This window comes from Curtobacterium subtropicum (assembly GCF_030362975.1).
Taxonomy (GTDB): Bacteria; Actinomycetota; Actinomycetes; order Actinomycetales; family Microbacteriaceae; genus Curtobacterium; species Curtobacterium subtropicum.
Genome location: NZ_JAUCMM010000018.1, coordinates 1 through 26,591, shown reverse-complemented (window position 1 = coordinate 26,591; position 26,591 = coordinate 1). Strand labels below are relative to the sequence as shown.

At 72.9% G+C, this 26,591-nt stretch carries 27 protein-coding genes; 8 read left to right on the top strand and 19 right to left on the bottom strand.

Features of this window, described 5'->3' with window-relative positions; genetic code table 11:
* The first annotated feature begins 42 nt into the window (after nucleotides 1-42).
* Both QUG98_RS16140 and QUG98_RS16135 read left to right on the top strand, forming a co-directional pair.
* Complete coding sequence (locus tag QUG98_RS16140) at nucleotides 43-528, top strand: DUF4126 family protein (RefSeq protein ID WP_289471510.1); 486 nt, start codon at nucleotides 43-45, stop codon at nucleotides 526-528.
* 199 nt (nucleotides 529-727) lie between these two features.
* The gene (locus QUG98_RS16135; protein ID WP_289471509.1) at nucleotides 728-1,699 is read left to right on the top strand and encodes an NAD-dependent epimerase/dehydratase family protein; all 972 of its coding nucleotides are present in this window, start codon (nucleotides 728-730) and stop codon (nucleotides 1,697-1,699) included.
* 8 nt (nucleotides 1,700-1,707) lie between these two features.
* Here the strand turns inward: QUG98_RS16135 and QUG98_RS16130 are convergent, their stop codons facing one another.
* From QUG98_RS16130 to QUG98_RS16115, 4 genes are read right to left on the bottom strand one after another with little or no spacing between them, the layout of a single operon-like run.
* Nucleotides 1,708-2,916: an MFS transporter gene (locus QUG98_RS16130; RefSeq protein WP_289471508.1), complete on the bottom strand. Its 1,209-nt coding sequence runs from the start codon at nucleotides 2,914-2,916 to the stop codon at nucleotides 1,708-1,710.
* Complete coding sequence (locus tag QUG98_RS16125) at nucleotides 2,913-3,140, bottom strand: hypothetical protein (protein ID WP_289471507.1); 228 nt, start codon at nucleotides 3,138-3,140, stop codon at nucleotides 2,913-2,915. The genes QUG98_RS16130 and QUG98_RS16125 overlap by 4 nt, the downstream gene beginning before the upstream one ends.
* On the bottom strand, nucleotides 3,137-4,078 hold the full coding sequence (locus QUG98_RS16120; protein ID WP_289471506.1) for a helix-turn-helix transcriptional regulator: 942 nt from the start codon (nucleotides 4,076-4,078) through the stop codon (nucleotides 3,137-3,139). The genes QUG98_RS16125 and QUG98_RS16120 overlap by 4 nt, the downstream gene beginning before the upstream one ends.
* 55 nt (nucleotides 4,079-4,133) lie before the next feature.
* Nucleotides 4,134-5,312 carry a PQQ-dependent sugar dehydrogenase gene (locus QUG98_RS16115; protein ID WP_289471505.1) on the bottom strand — a complete coding sequence of 393 codons (1,179 nt, stop codon included), beginning with the start codon at nucleotides 5,310-5,312 and terminating at the stop codon, nucleotides 4,134-4,136.
* A 131-nt stretch (nucleotides 5,313-5,443) separates the two neighbouring features.
* Between QUG98_RS16115 and QUG98_RS16110 the strand changes: the two genes are divergently transcribed.
* A complete protein-coding gene (locus QUG98_RS16110) occupies nucleotides 5,444-6,109 on the top strand; it encodes an SDR family NAD(P)-dependent oxidoreductase (RefSeq protein ID WP_289471504.1) in 666 nt (221 codons plus the stop codon).
* A gap of 14 nt (nucleotides 6,110-6,123) precedes the next feature.
* On the opposite strand, the gene QUG98_RS16105 is transcribed toward QUG98_RS16110, so the two are convergent.
* From QUG98_RS16105 to QUG98_RS16070, 8 genes are all read right to left on the bottom strand, one after another.
* Complete coding sequence (locus tag QUG98_RS16105; protein WP_289471503.1) at nucleotides 6,124-6,885, bottom strand: SGNH/GDSL hydrolase family protein; 762 nt, start codon at nucleotides 6,883-6,885, stop codon at nucleotides 6,124-6,126.
* 118 nt (nucleotides 6,886-7,003) lie between these two features.
* Nucleotides 7,004-9,886, bottom strand: a complete 2,883-nt coding sequence (locus tag QUG98_RS16100; RefSeq protein WP_289471502.1) for an ABC transporter permease — start codon at nucleotides 9,884-9,886, stop codon at nucleotides 7,004-7,006.
* A complete protein-coding gene (locus QUG98_RS16095) occupies nucleotides 9,883-10,617 on the bottom strand; it encodes an ABC transporter ATP-binding protein (RefSeq protein ID WP_289471501.1) in 735 nt (244 codons plus the stop codon). The genes QUG98_RS16100 and QUG98_RS16095 overlap by 4 nt, the downstream gene beginning before the upstream one ends.
* On the bottom strand, nucleotides 10,614-11,195 hold the full coding sequence (locus tag QUG98_RS16090) for a PadR family transcriptional regulator (RefSeq protein WP_289471500.1): 582 nt from the start codon (nucleotides 11,193-11,195) through the stop codon (nucleotides 10,614-10,616). Before QUG98_RS16090 ends, QUG98_RS16095 begins: the two co-directional genes overlap by 4 nt.
* Before the next feature lie 154 nt (nucleotides 11,196-11,349).
* Nucleotides 11,350-12,231: an aldo/keto reductase gene (locus QUG98_RS16085; protein WP_289471499.1), complete on the bottom strand. Its 882-nt coding sequence runs from the start codon at nucleotides 12,229-12,231 to the stop codon at nucleotides 11,350-11,352.
* 178 nt (nucleotides 12,232-12,409) lie between these two features.
* Complete coding sequence (locus QUG98_RS16080; RefSeq protein ID WP_289471498.1) at nucleotides 12,410-12,994, bottom strand: YdeI/OmpD-associated family protein; 585 nt, start codon at nucleotides 12,992-12,994, stop codon at nucleotides 12,410-12,412.
* Between the two features lie 43 nt (nucleotides 12,995-13,037).
* Complete coding sequence (locus QUG98_RS16075; protein ID WP_289471497.1) at nucleotides 13,038-13,586, bottom strand: acyl-CoA thioesterase; 549 nt, start codon at nucleotides 13,584-13,586, stop codon at nucleotides 13,038-13,040.
* Between the two features lie 120 nt (nucleotides 13,587-13,706).
* Entirely contained in the window at nucleotides 13,707-13,940 is a 234-nt protein-coding gene (locus QUG98_RS16070) for a hypothetical protein (protein WP_289471496.1), read from the bottom strand.
* 93 nt (nucleotides 13,941-14,033) lie between these two features.
* Between QUG98_RS16070 and QUG98_RS16065 the strand changes: the two genes are divergently transcribed.
* Entirely contained in the window at nucleotides 14,034-15,020 is a 987-nt protein-coding gene (locus QUG98_RS16065) for an aldo/keto reductase (protein ID WP_289471495.1), read from the top strand.
* Nucleotides 15,021-15,218: 198 nt separating this feature from the next.
* Nucleotides 15,219-16,622, top strand: a complete 1,404-nt coding sequence (locus QUG98_RS16060) for a nucleobase:cation symporter-2 family protein (protein ID WP_289471494.1) — start codon at nucleotides 15,219-15,221, stop codon at nucleotides 16,620-16,622.
* A 191-nt stretch (nucleotides 16,623-16,813) separates the two neighbouring features.
* Here the strand turns inward: QUG98_RS16060 and uraD are convergent, their stop codons facing one another.
* The 4 genes from uraD to QUG98_RS16035 form a co-directional block, all read right to left on the bottom strand.
* Nucleotides 16,814-17,611 (bottom strand): 2-oxo-4-hydroxy-4-carboxy-5-ureidoimidazoline decarboxylase, encoded by a 798-nt coding sequence (uraD, locus tag QUG98_RS16605; protein WP_353067865.1) that lies wholly within the window; start codon nucleotides 17,609-17,611, stop codon nucleotides 16,814-16,816.
* Nucleotides 17,612-17,656: 45 nt separating this feature from the next.
* On the bottom strand, nucleotides 17,657-18,139 hold the full coding sequence (locus tag QUG98_RS16045) for an FBP domain-containing protein (RefSeq protein ID WP_289471524.1): 483 nt from the start codon (nucleotides 18,137-18,139) through the stop codon (nucleotides 17,657-17,659).
* A gap of 249 nt (nucleotides 18,140-18,388) precedes the next feature.
* Entirely contained in the window at nucleotides 18,389-18,772 is a 384-nt protein-coding gene (locus QUG98_RS16040; protein ID WP_289471493.1) for an alpha-amylase inhibitor, read from the bottom strand.
* Nucleotides 18,773-18,810: 38 nt separating this feature from the next.
* Nucleotides 18,811-19,497 (bottom strand): SAM-dependent methyltransferase, encoded by a 687-nt coding sequence (locus QUG98_RS16035; protein ID WP_289471492.1) that lies wholly within the window; start codon nucleotides 19,495-19,497, stop codon nucleotides 18,811-18,813.
* Between the two features lie 38 nt (nucleotides 19,498-19,535).
* On the opposite strand from QUG98_RS16035, the gene QUG98_RS16030 reads away from it, so the two are divergent.
* Nucleotides 19,536-19,778, top strand: a complete 243-nt coding sequence (locus QUG98_RS16030; protein ID WP_289471491.1) for a hypothetical protein — start codon at nucleotides 19,536-19,538, stop codon at nucleotides 19,776-19,778.
* Nucleotides 19,779-19,821: 43 nt separating this feature from the next.
* On the opposite strand, the gene QUG98_RS16025 is transcribed toward QUG98_RS16030, so the two are convergent.
* The 3 genes from QUG98_RS16025 to QUG98_RS16015 all read right to left on the bottom strand — a co-directional run bounded on the left by QUG98_RS16025 (nucleotide 19,822) and on the right by QUG98_RS16015 (nucleotide 23,543).
* Nucleotides 19,822-20,727, bottom strand: coding sequence for a helix-turn-helix transcriptional regulator (locus tag QUG98_RS16025; RefSeq protein ID WP_289471490.1), 906 nt, complete (start codon nucleotides 20,725-20,727; stop codon nucleotides 19,822-19,824).
* Between the two features lie 275 nt (nucleotides 20,728-21,002).
* Nucleotides 21,003-22,319, bottom strand: a complete 1,317-nt coding sequence (locus QUG98_RS16020) for a hemolysin family protein (RefSeq protein WP_289471489.1) — start codon at nucleotides 22,317-22,319, stop codon at nucleotides 21,003-21,005.
* 165 nt (nucleotides 22,320-22,484) lie between these two features.
* Nucleotides 22,485-23,543 carry a M23 family metallopeptidase gene (locus tag QUG98_RS16015; protein ID WP_289471488.1) on the bottom strand — a complete coding sequence of 353 codons (1,059 nt, stop codon included), beginning with the start codon at nucleotides 23,541-23,543 and terminating at the stop codon, nucleotides 22,485-22,487.
* A 162-nt stretch (nucleotides 23,544-23,705) separates the two neighbouring features.
* On the opposite strand from QUG98_RS16015, the gene QUG98_RS16010 reads away from it, so the two are divergent.
* The gene (locus QUG98_RS16010) at nucleotides 23,706-24,194 is read left to right on the top strand and encodes a hypothetical protein (protein ID WP_289471487.1); all 489 of its coding nucleotides are present in this window, start codon (nucleotides 23,706-23,708) and stop codon (nucleotides 24,192-24,194) included.
* Nucleotides 24,195-24,308: 114 nt separating this feature from the next.
* On the top strand, nucleotides 24,309-26,519 hold the full coding sequence (locus QUG98_RS16005; protein WP_289471486.1) for an NADP-dependent isocitrate dehydrogenase: 2,211 nt from the start codon (nucleotides 24,309-24,311) through the stop codon (nucleotides 26,517-26,519).
* Nucleotides 26,520-26,591: the final 72 nt, after the last annotated feature.

Genomic DNA, 26,591 nt, shown 5'->3' with positions numbered 1-26,591 from the left:
TCCGAGCGGACACGACGTCCGAGCGGACTCGACAGGAGAACCATGAGCAAGCACGACGAGCAGCACACCCTGGTCCGGACCCTGGCACTCGGGTTCCTCAGCGGCGGACGGAGCAGCACCCCGCTGGCCGTCCTCGCGCTGAACCACGACAACAAGGCCGTGCAGGGTGACTGGCAGCAGTGGAAGGTCTTCAGTACGCCGCTCGGTCGCGGCCTGCTCGTCGCGTCGGCCATCGGTGAGCTCATCGGTGACAAGTCCCCGAAGGCGCCCGCCCGCATCTCGCCGCTCGGCCTGATCGGCCGCATCGGTGCCGGTGCGTTCGCCGGCGCCGCGCTCGGGACGACCGGTCGTCGCGACCTGCGCCTCGAGGGCGCGATCCTCGGTGGCGTCGGCGCGATCGTCGGCAGCTTCGCCGGGTGGGCCGCCCGCAAGCTCCTGAGCAGCACGGGACTGCCCGACCCGGTCGGCGCGCTCGCCGAGGACGCCGCGGTCATCGCCGGTTCTGTCAAGGCGGTCAGCGGGTCCTAGGCCCGACCAACCCAAGGACGGGAGGCCCGTGGCGGACGCGCCACGGGCCTCCCGTCCGTCGGTGCTCCCGTCCGTCTGCGGTCCCGTCCGTCCTCGGTCTGGTCACGTCGGGCCTGATCCGGCCCGTTCCGCGTCGCGTCCACCGGGGAGCACCGCCAGGGCCTGCCGCGCACGGATGCACGCGCCTAGCGTGGCCCGCATGGACATCGTCGTCATCGGAGCCACCGGCCACATCGGCACCTTCCTGGTCCCCCGCCTCGTCCGTGCCGGCCACCGCGTCACCGTCGTGACGCGCGGCACCAGCACCCCGTACGCGGACGCCCCCGAGTGGGAGCAGGTCGACCGGATCGCCGCCGACCGTGAGCAGGAGGACCGCGACGGCACCTTCGGCGACCGCATCGCCGCGCTCGGTGCCGAGGCCGTCGTCGACCTCGTCTGCTTCACGCGCGACTCCGCCGAGCAGCTCGTCCGGGCCCTCCGCGGCAGCCGCACCCACCTCGTGCACTGCGGCTCGATCTGGCGCGCCGGCGTCTCGCACGTCCTGCCGATCACCGAGGAGACCGCCACCCCGCCGTTCGGTGAGTACGGCACGCAGAAGGACGCGATCGCCCGGATGCTGCAGCAGGAGACCGCCGATGGTGGTGTCACGACGACGTCGATCCACCCCGGGCACATCAGCGGTCCGGGCTGGATGCCGATCGGCCCGCTCGGCAACCTCGACCCGTCGGTCATCAGGCGGCTGGCCACCGGCGAGACCGTCGAGGTCCCCGGCCTCGGCGCGGAGTCGATGGCCCACGTGCACGCCGACGACGTCGCGCAGCTCTTCCAGCTGGCGGTCGAGCAGCGCGACGCCGCAGCAGGACGGGCCTTCTTCGCGACGGCGCCGACCGCGCTCACGGTGCGCGGGTACGCCCACCTGGTCGCGTCGTGGGCCGGCCGGGAGGCACGGCTCGAGTCCGTCAGCTGGGACCGGTTCCGCGAGACCACGGCGCCCGAGCACGCCGACGCGAGCTGGGAGCACCTGTCCCGCAGTCAGGTCTTCAGCACCGAGGAGCCGCAGCGGGTGCTCGGCTACGCGCCGGCGTACACGGCGTCGGAGACGGTCCGCGACGCACTGCGGTGGCAGGCGGCGCACGGCGACCTCGACGTCCCGGAGACGTTCCGGCCCTGAGCCGGCCGTCAGCTCGACGCGGGGTGCTCCGGGAGCGCGAGCGCCCCGCGCCGGTGCACGGCCCACACCGTCGTCGCGAAGCCGGTGAGCACGGCGGCGCCGACCGTCACCGCGGTCCAGCCACCCAGGTTCCAGAGCACGCCGGCGACGGCTGACCCGACCGCACCGCCGGCGAAGTTCCCGGTGACGAACGCCGTGTTGAGCCGGCTGCGTGCCGCAGGATCGATCGCGAACAGCCGCGTCTGGTTCAGCACGTTCGCTCCCTGCACCCCGACGTCGAGCAGCAGCACCGCGACGAGCACGACCACGATCGACCGCGCCCCGAGGCCGGCGACCACCAGCGACACGAGCACCAGCACGAGCGCGGCACCCGTGACCGGGACCGACCAGCCACGGTCGTGCAGCCGCCCGACGCGCTGCGCCGCCACCGCCCCGACGAGCCCGACCAGGCCGACGGCACCGATGGCCGTGGTGGAGTACCCGAACGGTGCGCCGCTGAGCAGGAACGTCAGCGCCGTCCAGAACATGGTGAACACGGCGAACACCGACGCGCTGACGACGAGCGTCACGCGGACCGCCCGGTGCGCCCGCACGACGCCGACCACCGACGCGATGAGCTGCGGGTACCGCATCCGCTCGCGCCGTGGCAGACGCGGGACCGCCCGCGCGAGCAGGAACGCCAGCACGACCGCGACCGCCGCGGCGAGGACGTACACGCTCCGCCACCCGGCGAGCTCGGCGACGACGCCGCTGACCGTGCGGGACAGCAGGATGCCGGTGAGCACCCCGGACGCGATCGTCCCGACCACCCGGCCGCGTGACGCCGGGTCGGCCAGGTCGCCCGCGAGCGGGATGAGGAGCTGCCCGGCGACCGTCGTGGCCCCGACCAGCGCGAGTGCCACCAGCAGTGCGGTGAACCCCGGGGCGAGCGCGGCGGCGAGCAGGGCGACTGCCGAGGCCGCGAGCACGCCCGGGACCAGCCGTCGCCGGTCGACGACGTCGCCGAGCGGGACGAGCAGCAGGATCCCGAGCGCGTAGCCGACCTGCGTCAGCGTGACGAGGAGCCCCGCGAGCCCGGACGAGGTGCCCAGCTCGGCGGCGATGTCGTCGAGCAGCGGTTGCGCCCAGTACAGGTTGCCGACCGCTGCACCGCCGGCGACGGCGAAGAGCAGCGTCCGACCACGCGTCATCGTCGCCGGAGGGGTCTCCTCGCTCATCGGCCGGCGCCGTGGTCGGCGTCGTGGCCACGGCGGAGGAGCAGGCCGATCGCCCACGGACCGTCCTGCAGGCGGACGGCCGCCTCGGCGAGGACCCGCTGCTCGTGTGCCCGGTCCCGGGTGAGCTCGTGGACCTCCTGCTCGGCCTGCCACCGGAAGCGCAGGCGTGCCCACGGCCCCGGACGCCGGGACAGCGGTGTGGCGACGGCGGAGGTGTCGGTCACGCGAGCTCCTGTTCCGTCGCGTCGGCAGCAGTCCGGCCGGTCGTCGGTCCGGCCGCCGGGCCCGTCGCCCTGCCGGTCGCTCGCTCTGCGATCCGCTCCGTCGCGGCCCAGGACGCGAGCACCCGCAGTGCGTCGGCGCTCGCGCTGCCCGGGGTCGCCGGGTAGATGGTCAGCGAGAGGCCTGGGTCCTCGGTGAGCTCCAACGACTGGAAGTGCAGCTCGATCGGTCCGACCACCGCGTGCCGGAAGGCCTTGACGCCCGCGTAGTGCCGACGGACGTCGTGCGCCGCCCACAGTGCGCGGAACGCGTCACTCCGGACGGACAGCTCCCCGACGAGCGCGGCGAGGCCCCGGTCGCCCGGCGTCCGTCCGGCTTCGCGTCGCAGGATCGCGACGTTCGTGTGCGCTGCGCGCTCCCAGTCCTGGTAGAAGTCGCGCGCCCGTGCATCGAGGAAGATGTACCGCGCGAAGTTCATGGGCCGGTCGCCCGTCACGATCTCGGCGTGCAGCGCCCAGCCGAGCGTGTTCGCGGCCACGATGTCCTGTCGGTTGTCCACGATCACCGCTGGGGCGTCGGTCACGACGTCGAGCAGGTACTGCAGCTCCGGCCGGACGGCGGCGACCGGGACGGTCATGCCCGCACGTCGCGGTGTCGCGTTCTGGTGCCGGGCGAGGTCGCGCAGGTGCTCGTGCTCGGCGGCGTCGAGACACAGCGCGGTGGCGATGGCGTCCAGCACGCTGTCGGACACCCCCTGCAGGTTCCCGCGCTCGAGGCGCGTGTAGTAGTCGATGCTCACACCGGCCAGGCGGGAGACCTCCTCGCGCCGCAGGCCCGGGACGCGCCGGCGGGTGCCGAAGGTCGGGATGCCGACCTGCTCCGGGGTGATGCGCGCGCGACGGCTGGACAAGAAGTCGCGGGCTTCGTCACGGTGGTCCATGCGCTCCACGGTACGGCCGCGCCGCATCCGGAACGAGGTGCTGCCGGAACCCCCGTCAGCGCGCAGTCGTCAGCGGCACGGACAGGATCCGGTCGTCGCCGTCGCGGGGGTCGCCCCGGCCGTCGGTGTTGTTCGTCACGAACCACAACGTGTCGTCGGGCCCGGGCAGCACCGTGCGGATGCGCCCGTGCTCGCCCTGGAAGTACACGGTCGAGCTCGACGGGTCGGACGCCGGGACGGCGCGGACGGACTCCCCCTTGAGGTTCGCGATGAAGACGGTGTCGCCGATCACGGTCAGGCCGCTCGGGGACGCGTCGTCGGTCGGCCACTGCTGCACCGGGTCGACGAACCCGCGGTCCTCGCCACCGGTGCCCTCGACCTCGGGCCACCCGTGGTTCTTCCCCGGCTCGATGACGTTGAGCTCGTCGAAGCGGTTCTCCCCGAACTCCGCCGCGAACATCGTGCCGTCCTCGGCCCAGCCCATGCCCTGCACGTTCCGGTGCCCGAGCGACCAGACGGGCGACCCCGCGAACGGGTTGTCGTCGGGAACCTCGCCGTCCGGGGTCAGGCGCAGGATCTTGCCCGCCAGGGAGTCGCGGTCCTGCGCCTCGGACCGCTGCCCCGCGTCGCCGACGCTCGCGTAGAGCATGCCGTCCGGGCCGAAGGCGATGCGCCCGCCGTCGTGGAAGGTGTTCGCGGGCAGCCCGTCGATCACGGTGGTCGCCTCGCCGAGCCGGTAGGAGCCGGTGTCCCCGGTCAGGTCGTAGCGCTCGATCCGGTTGCCGTCCTCGGCGGTCGAGTACACGAACAGGTCGTCGTCGTGCAGTGCGAGGCCGAGGAGCCCGCCCTCGCCGCCGTGCCGGACACCCGCGACCTTCCCGACCTCGCGGGTCGAGCCGTCCGCCGCGAGCTCGAGCACCCGTGCCGAGTCCCGTTCGCTGACGAACGCATCGCCGTCGTCGCCGACCGGGACCACCGACCAGGGCGCCTCGAGGCCGGAGACCACCTCTGTGGTCTGCCCGTCGGGTGCGAGCTGCCCCGCGGCGAGGTCGGCCGGCGGGCTCGCGGTGCTGCGCTGCCCGGCGGAGTCGTCCGGACCGGTCGCCGCCCGGTCGTCGGAGCAGGCGGTCAGGCCGAGGGCGGCCACGGCGGCCAGTCCGACGGCGGACCAGGTGCGGCGGCTGCGGCGGGCGCGGGCGCGGGTGCCGGCGCCGGTGGTGCGGGTGGTGTCCACGGTGATCCTCCCGGGTCGTGGGTCGAGTCCACACGGCGCCGTCGGGAAACGGCTGGGGGTTCCCGGCGGAACCCCTCACCACTGCGCACCCCGGCCTACCGTCGGTCGCACACCCACGGAAGGACCACCGCATGACCACCATCGCCATCGTCGGCGCCGGCAAGGGCCTCGGGCTCGCCGTCGCGGACCGCTTCGGACGTGAGGGCTTCGACGTCGCCCTGATCTCCCGCAACCAGGACCGGCTCGACTCGCTCGCCGCCGAGCTCCGGTCGTCCGGGTACCGCGCGCAGGGGTTCGCCGCGAACGTCCGCGACGGGGACTCGCTCCGCGCCGCGCTCGAGGCCGCCACCGAGCAGCTCGGCCCGATCGAGGTGCTGCAGTACAGCCCGCTGCCCGCGAAGGAGTACATGCGCCCCGTGCTCGAGACCACCGCCGAGGACCTCGTCGGGCCGATCGAGTTCTCGGTCTACGGCTCGGTGAACGCCGTGCGCCAGGTGCTGCCGGGCATGCGCGCGATCGGCACGGGCACGATCCTGTTCGTCAACGGCGGCAGCGCCGTCCGACCGGGCGCGCGGGTCACCGGTACCTCGGTCGCCTTCGCCGGCGAGAGCGCCTACGCGCAGCTCCTGCACGACGCCGTCGCCGAGGAGCACGTGCACGTCGGCCAGCTGATCATCCCGTTCGGCATCGACGACGGGCAGGACGACCACTCGTCGGCCGCGGTCGCCGAACGACTCTGGACGATGCACACCGAGCGCGGGGACTTCCGGACGTACGCCGAGCCGCTGCCGGAGTGACCCGGCGGAGGTGCCTAGCGCGCGGTGCGCTCGATCGCCGCGGCCATCGCTTCCGCGACCGAGCGGTTCGCCTCGGCGGTCGGGTGGATGCCGTCCGGCGAGGTACCGGGCAGGTACGCGCCGTCCGCCGCCCGGAGTGACCGGAACGGGTCGACGAACCCCCAGCCGTGGGAATCGGCGTCGGCGTGGAGGGCGTCGGTCAGGACGATCTGCCCCGAGCGGCGGTCGGCGCCCCAGCGGCTCCACGTCCAGTCGGACGGCGGCCCGGCGACGACGAGCACCCGCCCGGCGCCGACCTTGCGGACGATCGCGTCGACGTTCGCGATCGTGCGGTCCAGCGGGATCGCCTGGTTGACGTCGTTCGTCCCCAGATCGACCACGAGCACCCGGGCCTGCGGCACCGGACCGATCTCGGCGAGCACCTGGTCGGCGCGGTACCCGCTGTGCGCGTACCCGCCGACGGCGTGCAGCCGGTCGTCGCCCTCGAGCTGGTGCAGCCACGAGTCGGGGCGCGCGGTGATCGAGTCCCCCGCGTACGCGAACGGCACCGCGTCGGCCAGCGCCGGGGTGTCGAGCGCACCGGAGACCACCTGGTCCGGGGTGCTCGGACGCGGCAGATCGGCCTTCTGCTCCACACGGGACGCCGCTGCGGTCGCGACGGGCCGGTCCTCGGCGCTCGCCGTGTGGGGGGCGGCGACGACGAGGACGCCGGCCCCGACGAGGCAGGCTGCGGAGACGATGCTCGCGACGAGGGCGAGGCGGGTGGTACGGGTCACGGGTACAGGTATCCCCCGGATCGCCGTCGAGCGCCAGTCCCCCCACCTGGGGAACGTGCGGTCCGGCTGAGGGTCCTCGTGGTCGTTCACAGGTTCGCGGCCGCCGTCGGTCTCGTCCTCAGTGCGCACGACGCACCGCCACCCGGCGTCCCCGGCCGGCGGTCAGCCAGGTCCCGGCCGTCACGACGAGCGGGAGGCCCAGGGCGAGCAGCGCCAGCACCGGCCAGTCCGCCACGGACGGCAGGTGCGTGGTCCCCGTCGGGCCGCCGTCGAACCGCAGGGTGAGCGCCCGGATCGGCAGCAACCCGAGCAGGGTGCCGACGACCGCGCCGACCGTGGTGAGGATCGCCGCCTGCCACGCCGACACCCGTCGACGCAGGACCGGTTCGGCCCCGATCGCGTCGAGGACCTCGTCGTCGCGACGACCGTCAGACCGAGCGAGTCCGACGGCGACCGCTGTGGCACCGATCGTCACCGCCGCGGCGAGGGCGAGCACGAGCGCCTGCACCGTCGCCTGCTCGTCGACCGGTCCGCGTTCGTAGGCGATCGACACGGTGCTCTGGAGGTCGCGATCGGTTCCACCCGTGCCCTCCCACGCCGAGTACAGCGCGTCGTAGCCTGCAGGGGTGAGGTCCCGTGCCAGGTGTGTCGCGAGGACACCGTCGATGAGCGTGATCCCGTGTGCGGCAGCGGTCTCGCGGGTCATGAAGACCCCCACCTGGATCCGCGGCGTCTGGACGTCCGCGATCGCGGGGATCGTCGTCGTGGCGTCCGGACGAGTGTCCTCGTAGGGTTCGGTGTCGTCGACGGTCTGGTCGCGCCAGGTGTCGATCCGGACGACGCCGTCGTGGACGTACTCCGGCCAGAGCGACACCGCCCGTCCGTCCGCGAGTGCACGCTGGACCGCTGCCGACGGCCGGTGACCCGTGAGCAGGGCGTAGTCGTCCAACGTGCCCGCGGTGATGTGCGGCGTGCCCGTCCCGACGGACTGCAGGAAGCTCGCGCAGGTCGTGGTGTTCGTCGTCGGGCACTCCCGGTGCGCGAAGTCGTGCGGCACGGTCACGGTCGTCGGGTCCTTGCCCGGACCCTCGCGATTCACGGCGAGGACGTGGACGTCGGCGTCGCCGAGCGCTCCGCCGATCACCCGGGCGGCCTGCCTCGTGAGCGTTGCGTCGTACCCGGCGGGGTAGCCGTCCGCGTCCGAGGCTCCGACGTCGATGGTCGCGACACCGACCGCGGTGGCGTACTCGTAGTCGCGGACGAACCGGGCGTGCTCCGAGGCGCTCCACGTGATCACGACCGAGGCGAGGAACACGACGCTCATCACGCTCGCGAGCACCGGGACCGTGCGGACCGGGTTGCGCCGGGCGTCCCGCGCGGCGATCCGGGCGGACAGACCGAGGCGGGCCGAGAGCCGTGCGACCCCGGCCAGGACCCACGGCGAGGCCAGTGCGACACCGAGCTGCACGAGGCACGGCCCGAGCGCGACCCCGACACCGGCGAGCACCGCCCATCGGTCCTGCTGCACGGGGCGGTCGTCGAGCAGGAGCACCCCGACGCCGCACGCGAGCGTCATCACCATCCCGCTGACGACCAGGACGGGGACCCAGATCCGCCGTCGACGCTCCGCCCGGGGTCGGGGTGCAGCGGGACGCAGGGACCCTCGGAGGGCCGCGAGGACGTCGATCCTGGTCGCCGTCCGTGCCGCGACCAGGGCCGCCACGAGACCGGCGGAGACGGCGACCGCCGCGATCGTGAGGATGGCGAGTGTCGGCACGTGCAGCCCCGGCCAGGTCCCGACGTTGCCGTCGTCGAGCAGGCGGAACGCGAGCACGCCGAGCCCCGTACCGAGCGCGGTACCGAGCAGCGCACCCGTCACACCGAGCACCAGCCCGGAGCCGGCGACGACCGCACGGACGAAGCCACGGCCGCCACCGACGCTCGTGATGATCGCGTGCGTGCGGGTGTCCGCCCGGGTGCCGACCAGGAACGCGGCACCGGCGAGCAGTGCGACCTCGAAGGCGGCGAACACACCGACCAGCGCCATCGCACCGAGGTACGCGTTCACGGTCGTCCCGGTCGGGACCCCCTCGAGTCGCTCAGCCGGCGGGTCGAGCACGACCGGACGGGACTCGACGACGATCCCGTGCGCGTTGAGCGAGCGGATCTCCGACCACGTCGGGGCGACCTCGGGCAGGTAGACGGTCGTCTCCGACCCACCGCGCTGGAGCGACTCCGGGAGGTCGGCGGGCAGCGACCCGGACGGCAGGAACACGCCCTCGGCCTCCGGGCCGGTGGCGGCGTCGCGCATGGTGCCCGTGACCGTGAAGCGCTCCCGGACCGGATCGGTGACGGTGATCGAGTCTCCGATCGACATGTGGAGACGCTCGAGCGTCGCCGGGGTCACCATCGCCTCGTCGGGCGCGGACGGTGCACGGCCGGAGAGCACGTGCCAGTGTCCGTCGAGGGCGGGCGACCACGTCGCTCCCTCGTCCGCGGTGACAGCGACGGGGACCTCCGGGCCGCGGACCACGATCCGCGTCGTCCGCACCGGGATCGCGTCGGCTCCCTCGGGCACGTGGCCCAGCAGGTCGGCCCAGGGGGAGTCCTCGTCCGCCGTGGTCACCGGGCTGTCCCGTACGGAGTCGGTCAGCTGCCACTCGACGGGGTCCTGCCGCATCCCGGGCAGGTCCGGACCGGCCAGGCGCATCTGGGCGGCCGCGTGGCCGAGGTCGTACCGGAGCTGCTCCTGCACCGTGGCCATCGTGGACTGGACGACCACGGCCGCTGCCGCGAAGCCTGCAGTGGGGACGCCGATGAGCGACACGATCAACACCGCACGGCCGACCTTCGCGAAGGCGAGGCGGCGACCGAGACGCAGGGCAGGTCCGAGCGCGACGGGCGTGCGGGTGCGGTTCCGGCCTCCGGTCCGCGACCCCCGAGCCCTGCGGCCCTCGCTCCGTTCGCGATCGTCGTCGACGCTGCGCCGACGGCGGCTCACGACGCTGCTCGACCGACGAGGGTCTCGACGCCGGCGTACACCGTCTCGTCGACGACCCGACCGTCGCGCAGGAAGACCACCCGGTCCGCCCAGGCCGCGTGCCGCGCGTCGTGCGTGACGAGCAGTGCGCCCGCGCCGTTGTCGACGTGTCGACGGAGCATCCGGAGCACGACCTCGCCGGTCTGCGAGTCCAGGGCGCCGGTCGGTTCGTCGGCGAGCACCAGGCGCCGTTCACCGACGACCCCGCGGGCGATCGCGACGCGCTGCTGCTGCCCGCCGGACAGGTCGTCGGGGAAGGCGTCGGCACGGTCCGCCAGCTCGACGTTCTCGAGCGCCAGCTCGGCCGCGCGCCGGGCCCTGCTCGCCCTCCAGCCGTCGAGCTCCAGCGGCAGCGCGACGTTCTCGACCGCTGTGAGCGATGGGATGAGGTTGAAGTCCTGGAACACGAAGCCGACCAGGCGTCGGCGGAGCGCCGCGAGCTCGCGGGCCGGGCGGTCGGAGATCCACTCGCCGTCGATGCGGACCTCGCCGCTGGTGGGCGGCAGCAGGGTGCCGGCGCAGGCCAGGAGGGTCGACTTGCCGGACCCCGAGGTCCCCATCACGGCGACCATCTCCCCGCGACGGATCGACAGGTCGACACCGGCGAGTGCGGTCACCGCCCGCTCCCCCGTGCCGTACTGGACGCTGACGGCGTCGAGCGCGAGCAGCGGAGTCGTGACCGCGGCGTTCACCGGACGACCTCGTGTGCCACGGTGGGCATGGCTCCGTCGCGCCCTGCGGCGTCGTGTACCTCGGGCGGCATGTACCGCGCGACCGAGCTCTCGACGTGGTCGAGCCAGCGCACCTCGGCCTCGGCCTGGAAGACCATCGACTCGAGGACCAGCGACCACGCCAGGTCGCCGGACGGATCGGCTGTGCGCTTGAGTCGCGTCAGGTCCTGCAGGGCGCGCATCGCCGATGCGCGCTGGACCTGCACGAGTCGGGGGACGTCGACGCCGGGCACGGTGACGGCGAGGGCGAACTTGATCGCGAGCTCGTCACGGCCGCGCTTCGCGGGCACCGGTTCGCTGAACCAGCGTGCGACCTCCTCGCGGCCCGCGTCGGTCGCCGTGTAGACGACGTGTCCGTCGTCGTCGGCGTCCCCGCGGGCCACGAGGCCGTCGCGTTCGAGGCGGTCGAGCGTCGTGTAGACCTGGCCGATGTTGAGCGGCCAGGTCCCCCCGGTCCGGTGCTCGAACTCCCCCCTGAGCTGGTACCCGTAGCCGGGTCCTCCCACCAGCAGCGCGAGTACGCCCATCTTGACGCTCATCGTGACTCCCCCGTCTCCGTCCGCCTTGGACATACCGAGTATGCACATACGCGGTAGACCCCGACAAGCCACGCCGGGTCACGAAGTGGTCACGAGACGACGGGAGGCCCGTGGCGGCGTCGCCACGGGCCTCCCGTCCGGTGTCGGGCTGGGTTCACTCCCCCAGCTTCGACAGCTCCTGGAACTCCTCGTCGGACAGCTCGATCGTCGCGCCCTGCAGGTTGTCCTCGAGGTGGTCGACGCTCGACGTCCCCGGGATCGGCAACATGACGGGCGAGCGCTTCAGCAGCCATGCCAGTGCGAGCTGCGCCGGCGTCGCACCCTTGCGCTCGGCGATCTCGGTGAGCGGCGAGTCGTCGCCGGTCAGGCCGCCGGTCGCGAGCGGGAACCACGGGATGAAGCCGATGCCCTGCTCCTCGGACCAGTCGAGGAGCTCCTCGGCGTCGCGCTTCTGCAGGTTGTAGAGGTTCTGGACGGAGACGATCGTGGCGATCTCCTGGGCGGCCTTCACCTCGTCGACGGAGACCTCGGACAGGCCGATGTGCCGGATCTTGCCCTCGTCCTGCAGCTTCTTCAGCTCGCCGACCTGGTCCTCGAGGGGGACCTTCGGGTCGATGCGGTGCAGCTGGAAGAGGTCGATGCGCTCGAGGCCGAGGCGGCGCAGGCTCATCTCGGCCTCCTGGCGCAGGTACTCGGGACGGCCGACCGGCGGCCACTCGTTCGGCCCGGTGCGGGTCAGGCCGGCCTTGGTGGCGATGACGACGTCGTCGCCGTACGGGTGCAGGGCCTCGCGGAGCAGGTCCTCGGCGACGTAGGGGCCGTAGGAGTCGGCGGTGTCGAAGAAGTCGACGCCGAGCTCGACGGCGCGCTTGAGCACACGGACGGCCTCGTCGTGGTCCTTCGGCGGACCCCAGACGCCCGGGCCGGTGAGCTGCATCGTGCCGTAGCCGAGGCGGTGGACCTCGAGGTCGCCGCCGATGCGGAAGGTGCCCGAGGCGGCGGCAGGACGGTTCGTGGTGTCGGTACCAGTGGTCATGCCCCCGGTCTACGCCCGCCGCGTGACGCGTTGCTGGGTCGGTGTCCCCCTGGCGCGTGCACCGGATCGGGCATTGAACCACGTTCCCGACGTCGAACCACGGCGAGCGGCTGGTTCGATGTCGGGATCATGGTTCGACGCGCCCCGCGGAAGCGAGGGTCAGCGCGCGGGCACGTCGTCAGCGGGTCGGGCGGGGGTACGGCGTCTCGCCCGCGGCCAGGCCGGCCACGAGCTTCGCGATCCGGTTCGCGCGCGCGGCATCGCTCGGCGCCGTCACGACCCGGTGCAGCACGGCGTACCGGTTCGTCGCGTCGAGCTCGGCGAACAGCGCGGCGGCGGCCGGTGCAGCGTCGAGCGCCGCCCGGAGGTCGTCGGGCACGGTGACCGTCGCGGCGCCGGCGTACGCGCGGTCCCACCGGCCGTCGCCCTTCGCACGGTCGACCTCGGCGCGACCGCGTGTGCGCATCCGTCCGGTGTCCTCGAGCGCGGCGACCAGGCCGATGTTCCGCTGCGACCAGAGCGACGCCCGGCGGCGCGGGGTGAACCGCTGTCGGAACGTCGCGGTGTCCCGTCCGCGCTTCTGCCCGTCGATCCACCCGGAGCACAGGGCCTCGTCGAGTGCCTGGTCGTAGGTCAGCGAGGTCGGTTCCGTCGTGCCCTTCTTGGCCAGCACCAGCCAGACGCCGTCGGGATCGTCCTCGTGCTCGTCGAGCCAGGCGCGCCAGGCAGCGGCGTCGCTCAGCACCAGGTCGTCGTCGTCCACGTGGTCATCGTAGGACGGAGGCCGAGCCGGGCAGGCACCCCGGTCAGCGCACGCTGCCGCCGCTGCTGATCCGCACGGCGTCGGCCCACTCGTGCACCCAACCGGGCAGCGAGAGGTCGCGTGGCGCCCCGCCCGCCGCGGCCACCAGCTCGTCGGGCGTCACCGGCCCGCCCTCGCGGCGGAGGAACCGCGCCTGGACGACCGCCCGCGCGACGACCGCACCCTGTCGGACGAAGGTCTGCTCCATGTACACGGCCCGCTCGTCCACACCGAGCACCTTCGTCAGCAGGGTGAACCGCTGCCCGAGCGTCAAGGAACGCTTGTACGTGATGGTCTGCGCGGCGACGACGGCGTACCAGCCACGCCGCGACGCCTCCTGCCAGAAGCCGGACCGGGCGAGCAGGTCGTACCGCCCGAGGTCGAGCATCGACAGGTACTTGCCGTTGTTCACGTGCCGCAGCGGGTCGAGGTCGGTCGGTGCGACGCGGAACGGCGTGCGGGCCTCGTCCCAGAGCGAGGGTCGGCGCCCTGGACGCGCGGCGGCCAGACGGACGCGCAGGGTGAGCAGGAGCAGCCGCAGGTACAGGTTCACCCGCCGATCACACCAGCGGTCGGTTGCCCCGGTCGAGCGCGTTGGAGGAACCGCACGAGCGAGGCCGGTGCCGAGTGCAACACGGTGCAGCGGAACCTGCAAGAGCGCGATCGGGGCGGTTCAGGCGAGCGGGCCGCCCCCGGCGCCGCTGATGCCCGGGTGCGCCGACTTCGCCTGGCCCTCGATCACGGCGTGCGCGGCGGATGCCTCGGACATCGCGCGCTCGCCGACGCGCGGGTCGACGGGTTCCAGGTGTGCGAGGGCCTTCCGGCGGCGGGCGTTCTGCACCTCGAGCGCGACGAGCAGGGCGGTGATGAGCACCACGACCCCGATGACGATCCAGACCACGGTCATGACGTTCCCCTTCCGTCGCGAACTGTCCGTGCACTCAGCGTAGCCGTGCCGGTACCTCCCTGACGAGGGGTCGCCAGGAGTAGACCTGCAGGCATGCAGACACGCACGCTCGCAGACCTCGAGGTCGGCCCCGTCGGCCTCGGCACCATGGGCATGAGCGCCTTCTACACGGGCGCCGGCACCGACGACGACGAGTCGATCCGCACGATCCACCGCGCGATCGACCTCGGCGTCACCCTGTTCGACACCGCCGAGGCCTACGGCCCGTACACGAACGAGGAACTCCTCCGCCGCGCCCTCGGCGACCGACGCGACCAGGTCGTCATCGCCACCAAGTTCGGCCTGTACCGGCACGAGGCCGGTGAACAGACCCCCACCCAGCAGCGCGGCATCTCCAGCGCACCGGAGTCCGTCCGCGAGGCGCTCGAGGGCTCCCTTCGTCGCCTCGGCACCGATCACATCGACCTCTACTACCAGCACCGCGTCGACCCGGCGGTCCCGATCGAGGACGTGATCGGCCAGCTCGCCGGTTTCGTGCAGGAGGGCAAGATCCGCCACATCGGGCTCTCCGAGGCGAGCGCCGCGACGATCCGCAAGGCCCACGCGGTGCACCCGATCACCGCGCTGCAGAGCGAGTACTCGCTGTGGACGCGCGACCCGGAGGGCGAGGTGCTCGACACCCTGCGCGACCTCGGCATCGGCCTGGTGCCGTACTCGCCGCTCGGCCGCGGCTTCCTGACCGGCGCGATCACGAAGCCGTCCGACCTGGACGAGGACGACTTCCGCCGTCAGAACCCTCGCTTCGCGGAGCAGGCGTTCAGCGAGAACATGAAGATCGTCGACACCGTCAAGGAGATCGCCGACGAGGTCGGCGCGACGCCGGGACAGGTCGCCCTCGCCTGGCTGCTCGCGCAGGGCGACGACGTCGTCCCGATCCCCGGCACGAAGCGGGTCTCCCGGCTCGAGGAGAACGTCGGCGCAGCTGACGTGACCCTGTCCGCCGGCCAGCTCGAGCGCCTGTCGGCGCTGCCCGTCCCGACCGGTGACCGGTACCCGGACATGTCGTCCATCGGGCGCTGACGCGACCAGGAGACGGTCTGGAGGCTCGTGGCGACCCCGCCACGGGCCTCCCGTCCGTCCCGGACCCGGAGGAGCCGCCGGAACGCGCGTTCCGGCGTCCGGTCGCGTGATCCGCGCGACCCGTGCCCGTCACGGCGCGGAAACAGGGGCTCCCTAGCGTCGAGGTGACACGTGACCGGCGACGCGACGGGGGCACCCATGACCAGCACGAGGACACCACGCACCACCACCGGGCAGGACGGGGTCGACACGATCCCGCCGCTCGCCCGACTGCTGCCGCTCGGGCTGCAGCACGTCCTGGCGATGTACGCGGGGGCGGTCGCCGTCCCCCTCATCGTCGGGGGCGCGCTCGGGTTCGACCGAGCCGACCTGGCCTTCCTGATCAGCGCCGACCTGTTCGTCGCCGGCCTCGCCACGATCGTGCAGTCCGTCGGCTTCTGGCGCTTCGGGGTCCGGCTGCCGCTCGTGCAGGGCGTGACGTTCGCCGCCGTCGGGCCGATGATCGCGATCGGCAGCGCGCACGGCATCACGGCGGTCTACGGGGCGACCATCGCCTGCGGGGTGTTCATGGTGCTCGTCGCGCCGTGGTTCTCGCAGCTCGTCCGGCTGTTCCCGCCGATCGTCACCGGCACCGTGATCCTGATCATCGGCGTCTCGCTCACGAGCGTCGCCGCGGGCTGGATCACCGAGGGCGGGAAGGACGGCGCCGCCGACCCGCTCGACGTGGCCTTCGCGGCCGGGGTGCTGCTGGCGATCGTCCTCGTCGAGCGGTTCGCGCCGCGGGGCCTGGCGCGGGTGTCGGTGCTGCTCGGACTCGTCCTCGGCACCGTGGCGGCGCTGTTCGTCCCCGGCATGGTCGACGGGTCCGGCATCGGCGACGCCGCCTGGTTCGCCGTCGTCACGCCGTTCCACTTCGGCCTACCGACCTTCGACCTCGCCTCGATCGTGTCGATGCTCGTCGTCGGGCTCGTCATCATGACCGAGACCACGGGCGACATGGTGGCCGTCGGCGAGGTCGTCGACCGTCCGGTGTCGCGCCGCACCCTGGCCGACGGACTGCGGGCGGACGGCCTCGGCACCGTGCTCGGCGGTGTCTTCAACACGTTCCCGTACACGGCGTTCGCGCAGAACGTCGGGCTGGTGGCACTGACCGGCGTGCGCTCCCGGTACGTGGCGACGGCGGCGGGCGGCATCCTCGTCGTGCTCGGCCTCGTCCCGAAGGTCGCGGCCGTCGTCGAGGCCGTCCCGCACGCGGTGCTCGGTGGAGCCGGGGTCGCCCTGTTCGGCATGGTCGCGGCGAGCGGCATCCGCACGCTGTCGAAGGTGCGCTTCGACAACCGGAACGTGCTCGTCGTGGCGCTCCCGCTCGCGATCGCGCTGCTGCCGACCGTGGCACCGGAGATCTACGGCGCGTTCCCGACGTGGTTCACGCTCGTGTTCGACTCGGGCATCTCGGCCGGTGCGGTCGCGGCGATCCTGCTCAACCTGCTGCTCGGGTCGCACGGGCTGCGGGAGCGGTACGGCGACGACCCCGTGGCGGGGTCCTACGACGCGGTGCGCTCGACGGCACCGGTCGCCACGGTCGGCGAGGGTCGCGCCTGACGGGTCCGCGCCGGTCCGCTCCGGGTCGCGCCCGCTCCGGCTCGCGCCCGCTCCGGCTCGTGCCCGCTCCGGCTCGTGCCCGCTCCGGCTCGCGCCCGCTCCGGCTCGCGCCCGCGAGACTCGGCTCCCCCGACACTCCTCGCGCTCGTGGGCGCGGACAGTGTCCGTGGAGCCGAGTCTCGGCCCCGAGCTCAGCTGCCGCGGTAGGTGCTGTACGCGAAGGGGCTGAGCAGCACCGGGACGTGCAGGTGGTCGGTCCCGGCCACCGTGAACGCCACGACGACGTACGGGTGGAAGGTCGGGACCCCGGCTGCGCGGTGGTGGGCGCCGGTGTCGAACCGGAGCTCGAGGTCGCCGCGGGGCAGCACGTCGGGTCCGAGTCCGGCGCGACCGTCCGCGTCGGTCTCCCCCGTGGCGAGCACCTCGCCCCCGGCGGTGCGCAGCGTCAGGGCGACACCCGCGGCCGGGGTGCCGGTCCGGGCGTCGAGCACGTGCGTCGTCAGGTGCGGGACGCCGAAGGTCGCACGGATCCGGTGCACGGCGATGTCCGCCAGGGCGGCGGTGGCCTCGGCGACCTCGGTGTCCGGGTCACCGGGGAGCCGCCGTTCGAGCTCGGCGAGGAGCTCCTCGGGCGTCCGACCGGCGGCACGCACGAGGAACACGCGGTCGAACCGGTCCTCGTAGGCGGCGTTCCCCCGGGCGATCGCCGCAGCGACGTCGTCCGCGGCTGTCGCCATCGCGCCCTGCTCGCGGGCCGACGACGCCTCGGTGGTGCGCTCGCCGATGCGGGGGTGCTCGGCGAGGGCGGTGTCGAGGTCCGCCGCGGTCCAGTCCGCCGCGGCCTCGGTCGCCGCTGCGATCAGGGCCGCTACGGTGCGGAACGGTCGGGCGGCCACGAGGGCGTCTGCCCAGGCCGGTACCGCGGCCCAGTGCAGCGCGGTCCGTCGGGCGTCGTCGGCGGGGGCGGAGTCGAAGTCGCGGAGGTCCACCCGCCACACCCTAGGGACCCCGCGTTACGCCGGCGTTTCCCGGCGTCAGAGCTCGGCGGCGAAGGACGCGATCCGGAGCTGCAGGTCCTCGATCCGCCGGACCCGGGCGGCCTCGACGTCGTAGCCCTCGTACGCCGGGGGGACCGGGCGCCGGACGTTCCGGGAACACTGGAAGTCCTGGCAGACGAGCGTCTCGACGGTGTCGCCGTTCCGGCCGGCCTTCCCCGAACGCTTGGCGGCGTAGAAGACGACGTCGTTGGGGAGCTTCACGTCCTGGCACCACGAGCACTGGGCCCGTGCGCGCGGCGACGCCTCGGCCTGCCGGAACAGGATGCCGACGAGGTCGCCCTCGATCGTGGGGACGACGGCGTAGGCGCGGCGTGCGGTCTTCGGGTCGCGCCAGCCGAGGAAGTCGAGCGACTCCCAGTCCAGCGTCTCGAGGTCGGTGGGCAGCGTCAGATCGGTGACCTCCTTGCGGGAGGCGTTGACGAAGGACGAACGGATGGTCTTCTCGCTGATGGGCAGCACGGTGTGGTCGCTCTCGACGGGCCCGGGCGCGGTGATGCGCCGCACGGGCAGAGGGGTGGTCAGGGTTCGACGAACGCGGCCGTGCCGGAGGGCACAGCCGGGGGCGTCACGCCCTGATGCCGGCGCTCTGCGCGCCGACCACCTCCTGCTGACTCACGGATCCAGGCTACGACGGCGTGTCAAGCCGGTCGACACGGAGGGCGTGTCCCGGGAGACCCCGGGACACGCCCTTCGTGGCTGCGGCTCGCGTCAGCAGGTGTACACACCACGCGCCGTCGCGTACGCCAGGCCCGGGTAGGAGGTGTACGGGACACCGATCTTCTGCCCCTTCGCGATCGACGTGCACAGCGAGTCGAAGCCGTACTGCACGTCGACCTTGATGCGCAGGGTCGCCTGGCAGTTGTTCTTCACGTAGACGAGGCCCGTCTGGGTCACGATGCCCGCCTGGGAGATGTACGGAGTGTTCCCGCTCAGCGCGACGCAGGACGGGACGTACGCCTGCGCGGCCGTCGCCGAGACCGTCGTGAAGCCGAGTGCGAGCGCGACGACAGCAAGAGCTGCTCCCGCTCGGCGGAGCGTGCGGGCTCCGCGCGCTCGGACTGTCGTGCTCTCGGTGGTGAGTTGGTCGGTCATGGGTCCCCCTCTGGATCAATGTTGAACGAACGCTCAGGTTACCGGTGGAACGACCGTTCCGCTACCCGTCGATGAGCACGGAGACCGCCCGGAGTCAGCAGCACCACCGAACCGTCGAGCGTCGGACGACGCCGCAGTGCGCCGTGCCGGTCGTCCCAGGTGCCGGTCTCGAGCGCGGTCCGCAGCGCGGCCACCGCCCGTCGGGCGGTGAGGTCGTCTACGCGACTCCAGAGCGGGTCGGCCGCTCGGACGTCTGGTTCGAGCAGCCGTTCCGGACGGGCGTAGTAGGCCTCGGCGAAACCGTCGACGCACGTGAAGGGCACCGGCAGGTGGATGATCTCGGTCGACGATCCGACCACGGCCGCGAGCTCGTCGAGGGTGGGCAGCGTGGCCGCCTCCGCGGCGACGACCTCGTGCGCGTACTCGTCGAGCCACTCGGCCCGCAACCGGTCGGGGTCGCGCGCGAGGACGACCACCGGCCCGGAGACGCGGCGCACGGAGTCCGCGAGATCGCCAGCCGTCGGGAACGTGACGAGTGTCGCGTCCGCAGGTGCCTCGATGACGACGGAGCGGTCGGTCGGTACGTAGGACACCGGTCCTGAGCGCATCTCGAGCACGGTGTGAGCGTCACCGAGGGCCGTCGCGACCGCTCGGACGAACGTCGGCTCCGGACGGCGGTGTCGTCGCAGGAGCGCCGCTCGGTCCTCCGCCGGCGTCGTCGTCACGTCCCCACCCTACGGAGGGTCCCTGCTAGCGTCGCTGCATGCTCTCCGGGGGATTCGCCGTCGTCAGTCTCGTCTACCTGGCAGTCGTGCTGCTGCTGCTCGTGCTCGTCGTCGCGCTCATCGTGCTCGTGTTCGCCGCGGTGCGGGTGCTGCGGCTGACCGCGATCGAGAAGGAACTGCGCATCGACCGGCTCCGTGTGGATGCGCTCGTCGACACGCTGGGTGGCGACGACGAGGACACCGGCGACCGCGACCGCCCGACGGGGCCGACGGCACCCTGACGCCGTCTGTCCGCGCTCGCTCAGGACGCGCGGCGCCTGCCGGTCAGTCGTCCTGCTCCACCTCGCCCGCGCGCACGGCGGCGAGCCGCTCGGACCGCTCGGTCGCGGCCCAGGTCCCGAGCAGCGCGAGCGAGCGCTCCGACTCGCTGCCCGGCTCCGCCGAGTACGTGAACATCGTCAGTCCCGGGTCGGCGACGAGCTCGAGCGCCTCGAAGTCGAGCTGCAGCTCGCCGACGATCGGGTGCGTGATGCGCTTGCCGCCGCGTCGGTGCACCCGGACGTCGTGCGCCGCCCACCAGCCGCGGAACTCCTCGCTCCGGGTGGAGAGCTCGCCGACGAGCGTCACGAGACCGGGTTCGCAGGGGTTCGCGACCGCGGCGGCACGGAGGACGGCGACGGCCTCGCGAGCGGTGGCGGCCCAGTCGGGGAAGAAGTCACGCGCGGCCGGGTCGAGGAACGTGAACCGCGCGGTGTTCACGGGACGGCCCGGGCCCGCGAACATCGGTGCGTACAGCGCGCGGCCGAGCTCGTTCGTCGCGACGACGTCGCCGCGCTCGTTCCGCACCCACGCGGGCGCCCCGGTGATCGCGTCGAGCAGGCGCTGCACGCCCGGCCGGACCCGCGTCGGCACGTTCCGGTGCATGACCTTGACGCCGGCGTTCGCCAGCCGTGCGAGGTCGAACAGGTGCACCCGTTCGTCCTCGTCGAGCTGCAGCGCGCCCGCGAGGCCCTCGAGCACGCTGTCCGAGACGCCCTTGAGCGAGCCGCGCTCGAGCCGCGTGTAGTAGTCGACGCTCACCCCGGCGAGCATCGCGACTTCGTGGCGTCGGAGCCCCGGCACGCGACGGACGCCGCCGCCGAACGACGGCATGCCGACCTCGTCGGGGGTGAGCCGCGCCCGTCGCGAGGACAGGAAGTCACGGATCTCGTTGCGCACGTCGATACCCATGCGACGAGCGTACGTGGCGGTGCGGTCGCGGCGACAGGCACGGGCGGTACCCGCCACAGCGCCGGGGACCGAGACGCCGCCGAACGGCCGAGACGCCGCCGACCGACCGAGACGCCGCCGGAACCGGCGGCGTCTCGTGGACCACGGGGTGTCTCGCGCCGCGGGACTCGCGGGACCCGTGAGACCGGTGGGACCGGCGAGCACTGCGGGACCGGTGCCGGACGGGAGGCGCGGTGCGGGCCGGCACCGCGCCTCCCGTCCGGTGGTCGGACCGATCAGGCGACGGGCGGGGCCGTCGTCGGCGACTCGGACGTCGTCGGCGCCGTCGCTGCGGCGTCCGCAGCCCGCGCCGTGACCCGCACCCGGGCCACACGGTGCCCGTCCATCTCGGTGACCTCGAGGCGGTGCTCACCGGCGTCGACGACGTCACCGACCTGCGGGACCCGGTCGAGGTGCACCTGCACGAGCCCGCCGACGGTCTCGTAGTCGCCGTCCGGCAGCTGGGGGCCACCGTCGGCCGCGAGGTCCTCGAGCACGGTCGCACCGTCGATGCCGTCCGACTCCGCCGCGGGCGGGTCGTACTCATCCCTGATGCGACCGACCAGGTCCTCGAGCAGCGCCTCGAGCGTGACCATGCCCGCGCTGCCGCCGTACTCGTCCACGACGAGCGCGATCTGGTGGCCCGCGGTGCGCATGTCCGCGATCGCGCTCGACAGCGACTTCGTCTCCGGCAGCGCGAGCACCGGGCGGACGAGCGCCGAGACGGGCGCCGTCGGGTCGGTCGGACGGAGCAGGTCGCGCAGGTGCACGAAGCCCGAGACGTCGTCGCGGGAGCCCTCGGTGACCAGGTAGCGGGTGTGCCCCTCCTCGATGGCGTGGTCGGTCGCATCGGCGATGCTCAGCGACGCGTCGATCGTCGAGACGTCGTACCAGGGGCGCATCGACTCACGGAGGATCCGGTCACCGGCGTCGAGCGCGCTCCGGGCGATGCGTCGGCCCTGCGCGTCGATGGCGTCGTGGTCCTCGACCAGGCCGCGGAGCTCCTCGGTGCTCATCGACTCGCTGCGGGCGTCCGGATCGCCGCCGAGCAGCCGGACCACGCCGTTCGTGGTCTTCGACAGCACCCAGATGACCGGGCGCATCAGGGTCGCGAAGCGGTCGAGCGTCGGGGCGACCGCCATCGAGAAGCCCTCGGCGCGCTGCAGGGCGAGGCGCTTCGGCACGAGCTCGCCGAAGACGAGCGACAGGTACGCGATGACCAGCGTCATCAGGACCAGCGCGACCGCCTCGGCCGCACCCTGGTCGAGCCCGAGGCCGGACAGCAGCGGTGCGACGTCCGGAGCGATCGACGACGCGCCGTAGGCGGCCGAGAAGAACCCGGCGACCGTCACGCCGATCTGCACGGCCGACAGGAAGCGGTTCGGGTCGCGGCCGAGCGCGGCGACCCGGGCACCGCGGGAACCACGCCGTTCGAGCTGCTGCAGCTGGGACTCGCGGAGCGAGACGAGGGCGATCTCCGCCGCGGCGAAGACACCGCCGACGAGCACGAAGAGGATGACGAGCCCGAAGGCGATCCAGGTGTCGGCGTCCATCAGCGGTTCACCACCGAGGATCGGCGACGGGCGGGCGGTCTGTGGTGATCGTCCATGCTGTGATCCTGCACAGGACTGCTGGGACGTCGCCGCACCGGTGCTGCACGAGGGCTGTGCGTCCGGGGCACGCGGCGCGGGACGTCCGGCGGCAGCGGAGCCGCCGGGTCAGATCGTGAGCGAGCGGCCGATCCGCGCCTCGAGCCAGGCCTCGGGATCGATCGGGGTCACGCCGTCCATGAGCACCTCGAGGTGCAGGTGCGCACCTGTCGAGACCCCGGAGGAGCCCACCTTCCCGATAAACTGTCCGGCGGCGACCGTGTCACCGGCCCGAAGTGGCGAGGAGCCGGGGATCATGTGCCCGTAGAGCGTCGAGACCCGACGGCCGTCGATCACGTGGTCGATGATCACCGCGGTGCCGTACGAGAAGTACGTACCGGAGACCCGGACCTTGCCGGCGGCGACGGCACCGATCGGAGCGCCCATGCCGGGGTTGAAGTCGAGGCCCTGGTGCAGTGAGGAGCACGCGGCACACGGAGCGGAGCGGTAGCCGAAGCCCGAGCTCATCCGCACGGGGCCCGGGAAGGGCGAGCGCACCTCGCCGCCGTACGAGACCGCACCGTCGGCGCTGCCGTCGCCCGCGACGACGACCTGCTGGCCGCCACCGACGGTGAAGTCGTCGCGGTCGAGCGTGGCGGCCGTGACCGCCTGGGTCACGGCGTAGTCCTGCGTGCGGACCTGCGGTGCCAGGGTCGAGGTGGCGGTCGACGTCCCGGCGCTGGCGTGGGCGGGCATCGCGGACGCAGCGAACATCGCGAGGGCGGCGGCGGCGCTGGTGAGCGTGATCCGGCTGGCGCGGTGCGTGCGGCCCGCACGCGTGGGTCGGGCTGCGGGGGGCTTCGGGGCGGTGCGGCGGACGACGCGGGTGATGCGGGCGTCGACGTGCTCGGTGGTCGCACGTGCCTCGGTCGCGCGCCGGCCCGAGCGGGCGGCGACGGCGACCGTGTGCGGAGCCGGAGCCGTCGCGGGGGAGGCGCTCGCGGTGTGCGGTGCGGGGGAGTCGCTCGCAGTCGCGGGGGCGACGTCCGGGCGGGCGGGGCGGGGAGCGCGGGAGCGGCGGGCCGGCTTCCCGGCTGCGGCGCGCTCTGCCTCGAGGGCGGCGCGACGGGACAGGTGCACGACCGGGGTCTCCGGCTGCTGCTGGTCGGTGTCGTGTGTCGTCGTCATGGCCGCAGACCATTCTGCACGAGTCTGTCGCTTTGTACAGGCCCTTCCGTGATCTCCCCGTTACCGAACCGCTGGCAGTCAGCTGACGTGTCTCCGGCGCTGCGTGCCTGCTGGGCGTCTCGTCGGTAGTGTCCGAGTCCAGCGACCGGAAGGACCTGCGCCATGGCCCGAACGCCGCGGGAACGACACGAACCCATCGACCTCGCGACCGCCGAGGTCGTGCTCGCGGGCACGCAGGAGCTGCTCCCCGTGCTCCGCGCATCCGCCGTCCGAGCGGGGGTCGACGCCGCACGGATGCGGGTCGTGGGGGTGGACGACCTCCCCGATCCGCACGACCACGCCGACGCCGACCTGGCGGTCATCGCGATCCGACGCCCCGGTGACGACCCTGCGTTCCACCGGGCGCAGGAGGCCGCCGAGCTCATCGCGCCGCTGCTCGCACCGAACGCCGTGCGCATCGTCATCACGGTCTCGGGCGTGACCCGGCTCGCACCCAAGGTGGAGCGCACGCTGACGTCCGAGGTCCTCCACCAGATCGGCGTCGCCTCGGCCAGGTCGGGCTTCAAGCGCCCCTTCCGGAGCATGCGGACCCGGCTCGGCACCGCGGGGCTCCGTGCCGCCGGCGTCCGGGTGTTCCGGATCACCGTCTGACGCCCCGCCACGGCGGGATCCGGACCGGGTATCTTGACGTCGAGAGAATCCGCGCCGCGAGTACCGTGGACGGACCGAGGTCCGGCACGGTCGAACAAGGGAGTACCCGCCAGCATGGCCAAGATCATCTACACGCTCACGGACGAGGCACCGTTCCTCGCCACCCACTCGTTCCTGCCGGTCGTCGAGGCGTTCGCGCGCACCGCGGGGGTCGACGTCGAGACCCGCGACATCTCGCTCTCCGGCCGCATCATCGCGCAGTTCCCGGAGCGGCTCACCGACGAGCAGCGCCTGGACGACGCCCTCGCCGAGCTCGGCGAGCTCGCGAAGACGCCCGAGGCGAACATCATCAAGCTGCCGAACATCTCGGCGTCGATCCCGCAGCTCAAGGCAGCGATCAAGGAACTGCAGGGGCAGGGCTACGACCTGCCCGCCTACCCGGACGAGCCCTCGACGGACGAGGAGCGCGACGTCCGCGCCCGCTACGACCGCGTCAAGGGCAGCGCCGTCAACCCCGTCCTGCGCGAGGGCAACTCCGACCGCCGTGCGCCGCTGTCGGTGAAGAACTACGCCCGCAAGCACCCGCACCGCATGGGAGCGTGGAGCCACGACTCGCGGACGAACGTCGTGACCATGGGCAAGGACGACTTCCGCTCGAACGAGCAGTCGTGGATCGCCCCCGCCGACGACACCCTGACGATCGAGTTCGTGGCCGCTGACGGCGCGACCACCGTGCTCAAGCAGTCGATCCCCGTCCTCGCGGGCGAGGTCGTCGACGGCACCGTGCTGCACGTCCGCGCGCTCGAGGCGTTCCTGCGCGACCAGATCGCCGTCGCCCAGGAGCAGGGCGTCCTGTTCTCGGTGCACCTCAAGGCCACGATGATGAAGGTCTCCGACCCGATCATCTTCGGCCACGTCATCCGCGCGTTCTTCCCGACCGTGTTCGAGCGCTTCGGAGCCGACCTCGCCGCCGCCGGGCTGAACCCGAACGACGGCCTCGGCTCGATCCTCGCCGGGCTCGACGGCGTGCCGAACGGTGCGGAGATCAAGCAGGCGTTCGCGGACGGCCTCGACGCCGGCCCCGAGCTCGCGATGGTCGACTCCGACAAGGGCATCACGAACCTGCACGTCCCGAGCGACGTCATCGTCGACGCCTCGATGCCCGCGATGATCCGCACCTCCGGCCACATGTGGGGCCCGGACGGCGAGGAGCACGACACCCTCGCGGTCATCCCGGACTCGAGCTACGCCGGCATCTACCAGGCCGTGATCGAGGACTGCCGCGCGAACGGCGCGTTCGACCCGTCGACCATGGGCTCCGTGCCGAACGTCGGGCTCATGGCGCAGAAGGCCGAGGAGTACGGCTCGCACGACAAGACCTTCGAGCTGCCGGGCGACGGCAGGGTCCGCGTCGTCACGAGCTCCGGCGAGACGGTCATCGAGCACGACGTCGAGCAGGGTGACATCTGGCGCGCCTGCCAGACCAAGGACGTCGCCATCCGCGACTGGGTGAAGCTCGCGGTCACGCGTGCCCGCGCCACCGGGTCGCCCGCGGTGTTCTGGCTCGACGAGACCCGCGCGCACGACGCGAACCTGATCGGTCTCGTCCGCACGTACCTCGGCGACCACGACACCGACGGCCTGCAGATCGAGGTGATGGCCCCCGAGGACGCCATGCGCTTCTCGCTCGAGCGCATCCGCCGCGGCGAGGACACCATCTCGGTCACGGGCAACGTCCTCCGCGACTACCTCACCGACCTGTTCCCGATCATGGAGCTCGGCACCTCGGCGAAGATGCTCTCCGTCGTCCCGCTGCTCGGTGGCGGCGGCCTGTTCGAGACCGGCGCCGGCGGGTCGGCCCCGAAGCACGTGCAGCAGCTCGTCGAGCAGGACTACCTGCGCTGGGACTCCCTCGGTGAGTTCCTCGCGCTCGCGGTGTCCTTCGAGCACCTCGCCGGTGTGACCGGCAACGCGCGGGCGAAGGTGCTGGCGGACACGCTCGACCGTGCCACGGGGACGTTCCTCGACGAGAACAAGTCGCCCGGTCGCAAGATCGGCACGATCGACAACCGCGGCAGCCACTTCTACCTGGCGAAGTACTGGGCCGACGAGCTCGCCCGCCAGACCGAGGACGCCGATCTCGCGGCGGCGTTCCAGGGCCTTGCGGCGCAGCTCGACGAGCACGAGTCGCAGATCGTCGACGAGCTGAACGCGGTGCAGGGGAAGCCGGCCGACATCGGCGGGTACTACCGCCCCGACACGGCGAAGACCAACGCCGTGATGCGGCCGTCCGCCACCCTCAACGAGGCGCTGGCCGCCCTGTAGGGACGCGACCCGAGACGGACGGGAGGCGCGGTGCCGGCTGGCACCGCGCCTCCCGGCCGGCGGCGCCCCCTC

Coding starts and splice junctions, on each gene's coding strand:
- QUG98_RS16040 (WP_289471493.1), bottom strand. CDS start 18,772: ATGACCGACCAACTCACCACCGAGAGCACGACAGTCCGAGCGCGCGGA.
- QUG98_RS16065 (WP_289471495.1), top strand. CDS start 14,034: ATGCAGACACGCACGCTCGCAGACCTCGAGGTCGGCCCCGTCGGCCTC.
- QUG98_RS16135 (WP_289471509.1), top strand. CDS start 728: ATGGACATCGTCGTCATCGGAGCCACCGGCCACATCGGCACCTTCCTG.
- QUG98_RS16020 (WP_289471489.1), bottom strand. CDS start 22,319: ATGGACGCCGACACCTGGATCGCCTTCGGGCTCGTCATCCTCTTCGTG.
- QUG98_RS16120 (WP_289471506.1), bottom strand. CDS start 4,078: ATGGACCACCGTGACGAAGCCCGCGACTTCTTGTCCAGCCGTCGCGCG.
- QUG98_RS16140 (WP_289471510.1), top strand. CDS start 43: ATGAGCAAGCACGACGAGCAGCACACCCTGGTCCGGACCCTGGCACTC.
- QUG98_RS16015 (WP_289471488.1), bottom strand. CDS start 23,543: ATGACGACGACACACGACACCGACCAGCAGCAGCCGGAGACCCCGGTC.
- QUG98_RS16130 (WP_289471508.1), bottom strand. CDS start 2,916: ATGAGCGAGGAGACCCCTCCGGCGACGATGACGCGTGGTCGGACGCTG.
- QUG98_RS16060 (WP_289471494.1), top strand. CDS start 15,219: ATGACCAGCACGAGGACACCACGCACCACCACCGGGCAGGACGGGGTC.
- QUG98_RS16025 (WP_289471490.1), bottom strand. CDS start 20,727: ATGGGTATCGACGTGCGCAACGAGATCCGTGACTTCCTGTCCTCGCGA.
- QUG98_RS16070 (WP_289471496.1), bottom strand. CDS start 13,940: ATGACCGTGGTCTGGATCGTCATCGGGGTCGTGGTGCTCATCACCGCC.
- QUG98_RS16030 (WP_289471491.1), top strand. CDS start 19,536: ATGCTCTCCGGGGGATTCGCCGTCGTCAGTCTCGTCTACCTGGCAGTC.
- QUG98_RS16090 (WP_289471500.1), bottom strand. CDS start 11,195: ATGAGCGTCAAGATGGGCGTACTCGCGCTGCTGGTGGGAGGACCCGGC.
- QUG98_RS16110 (WP_289471504.1), top strand. CDS start 5,444: ATGACCACCATCGCCATCGTCGGCGCCGGCAAGGGCCTCGGGCTCGCC.
- QUG98_RS16085 (WP_289471499.1), bottom strand. CDS start 12,231: ATGACCACTGGTACCGACACCACGAACCGTCCTGCCGCCGCCTCGGGC.
- QUG98_RS16010 (WP_289471487.1), top strand. CDS start 23,706: ATGGCCCGAACGCCGCGGGAACGACACGAACCCATCGACCTCGCGACC.
- QUG98_RS16005 (WP_289471486.1), top strand. CDS start 24,309: ATGGCCAAGATCATCTACACGCTCACGGACGAGGCACCGTTCCTCGCC.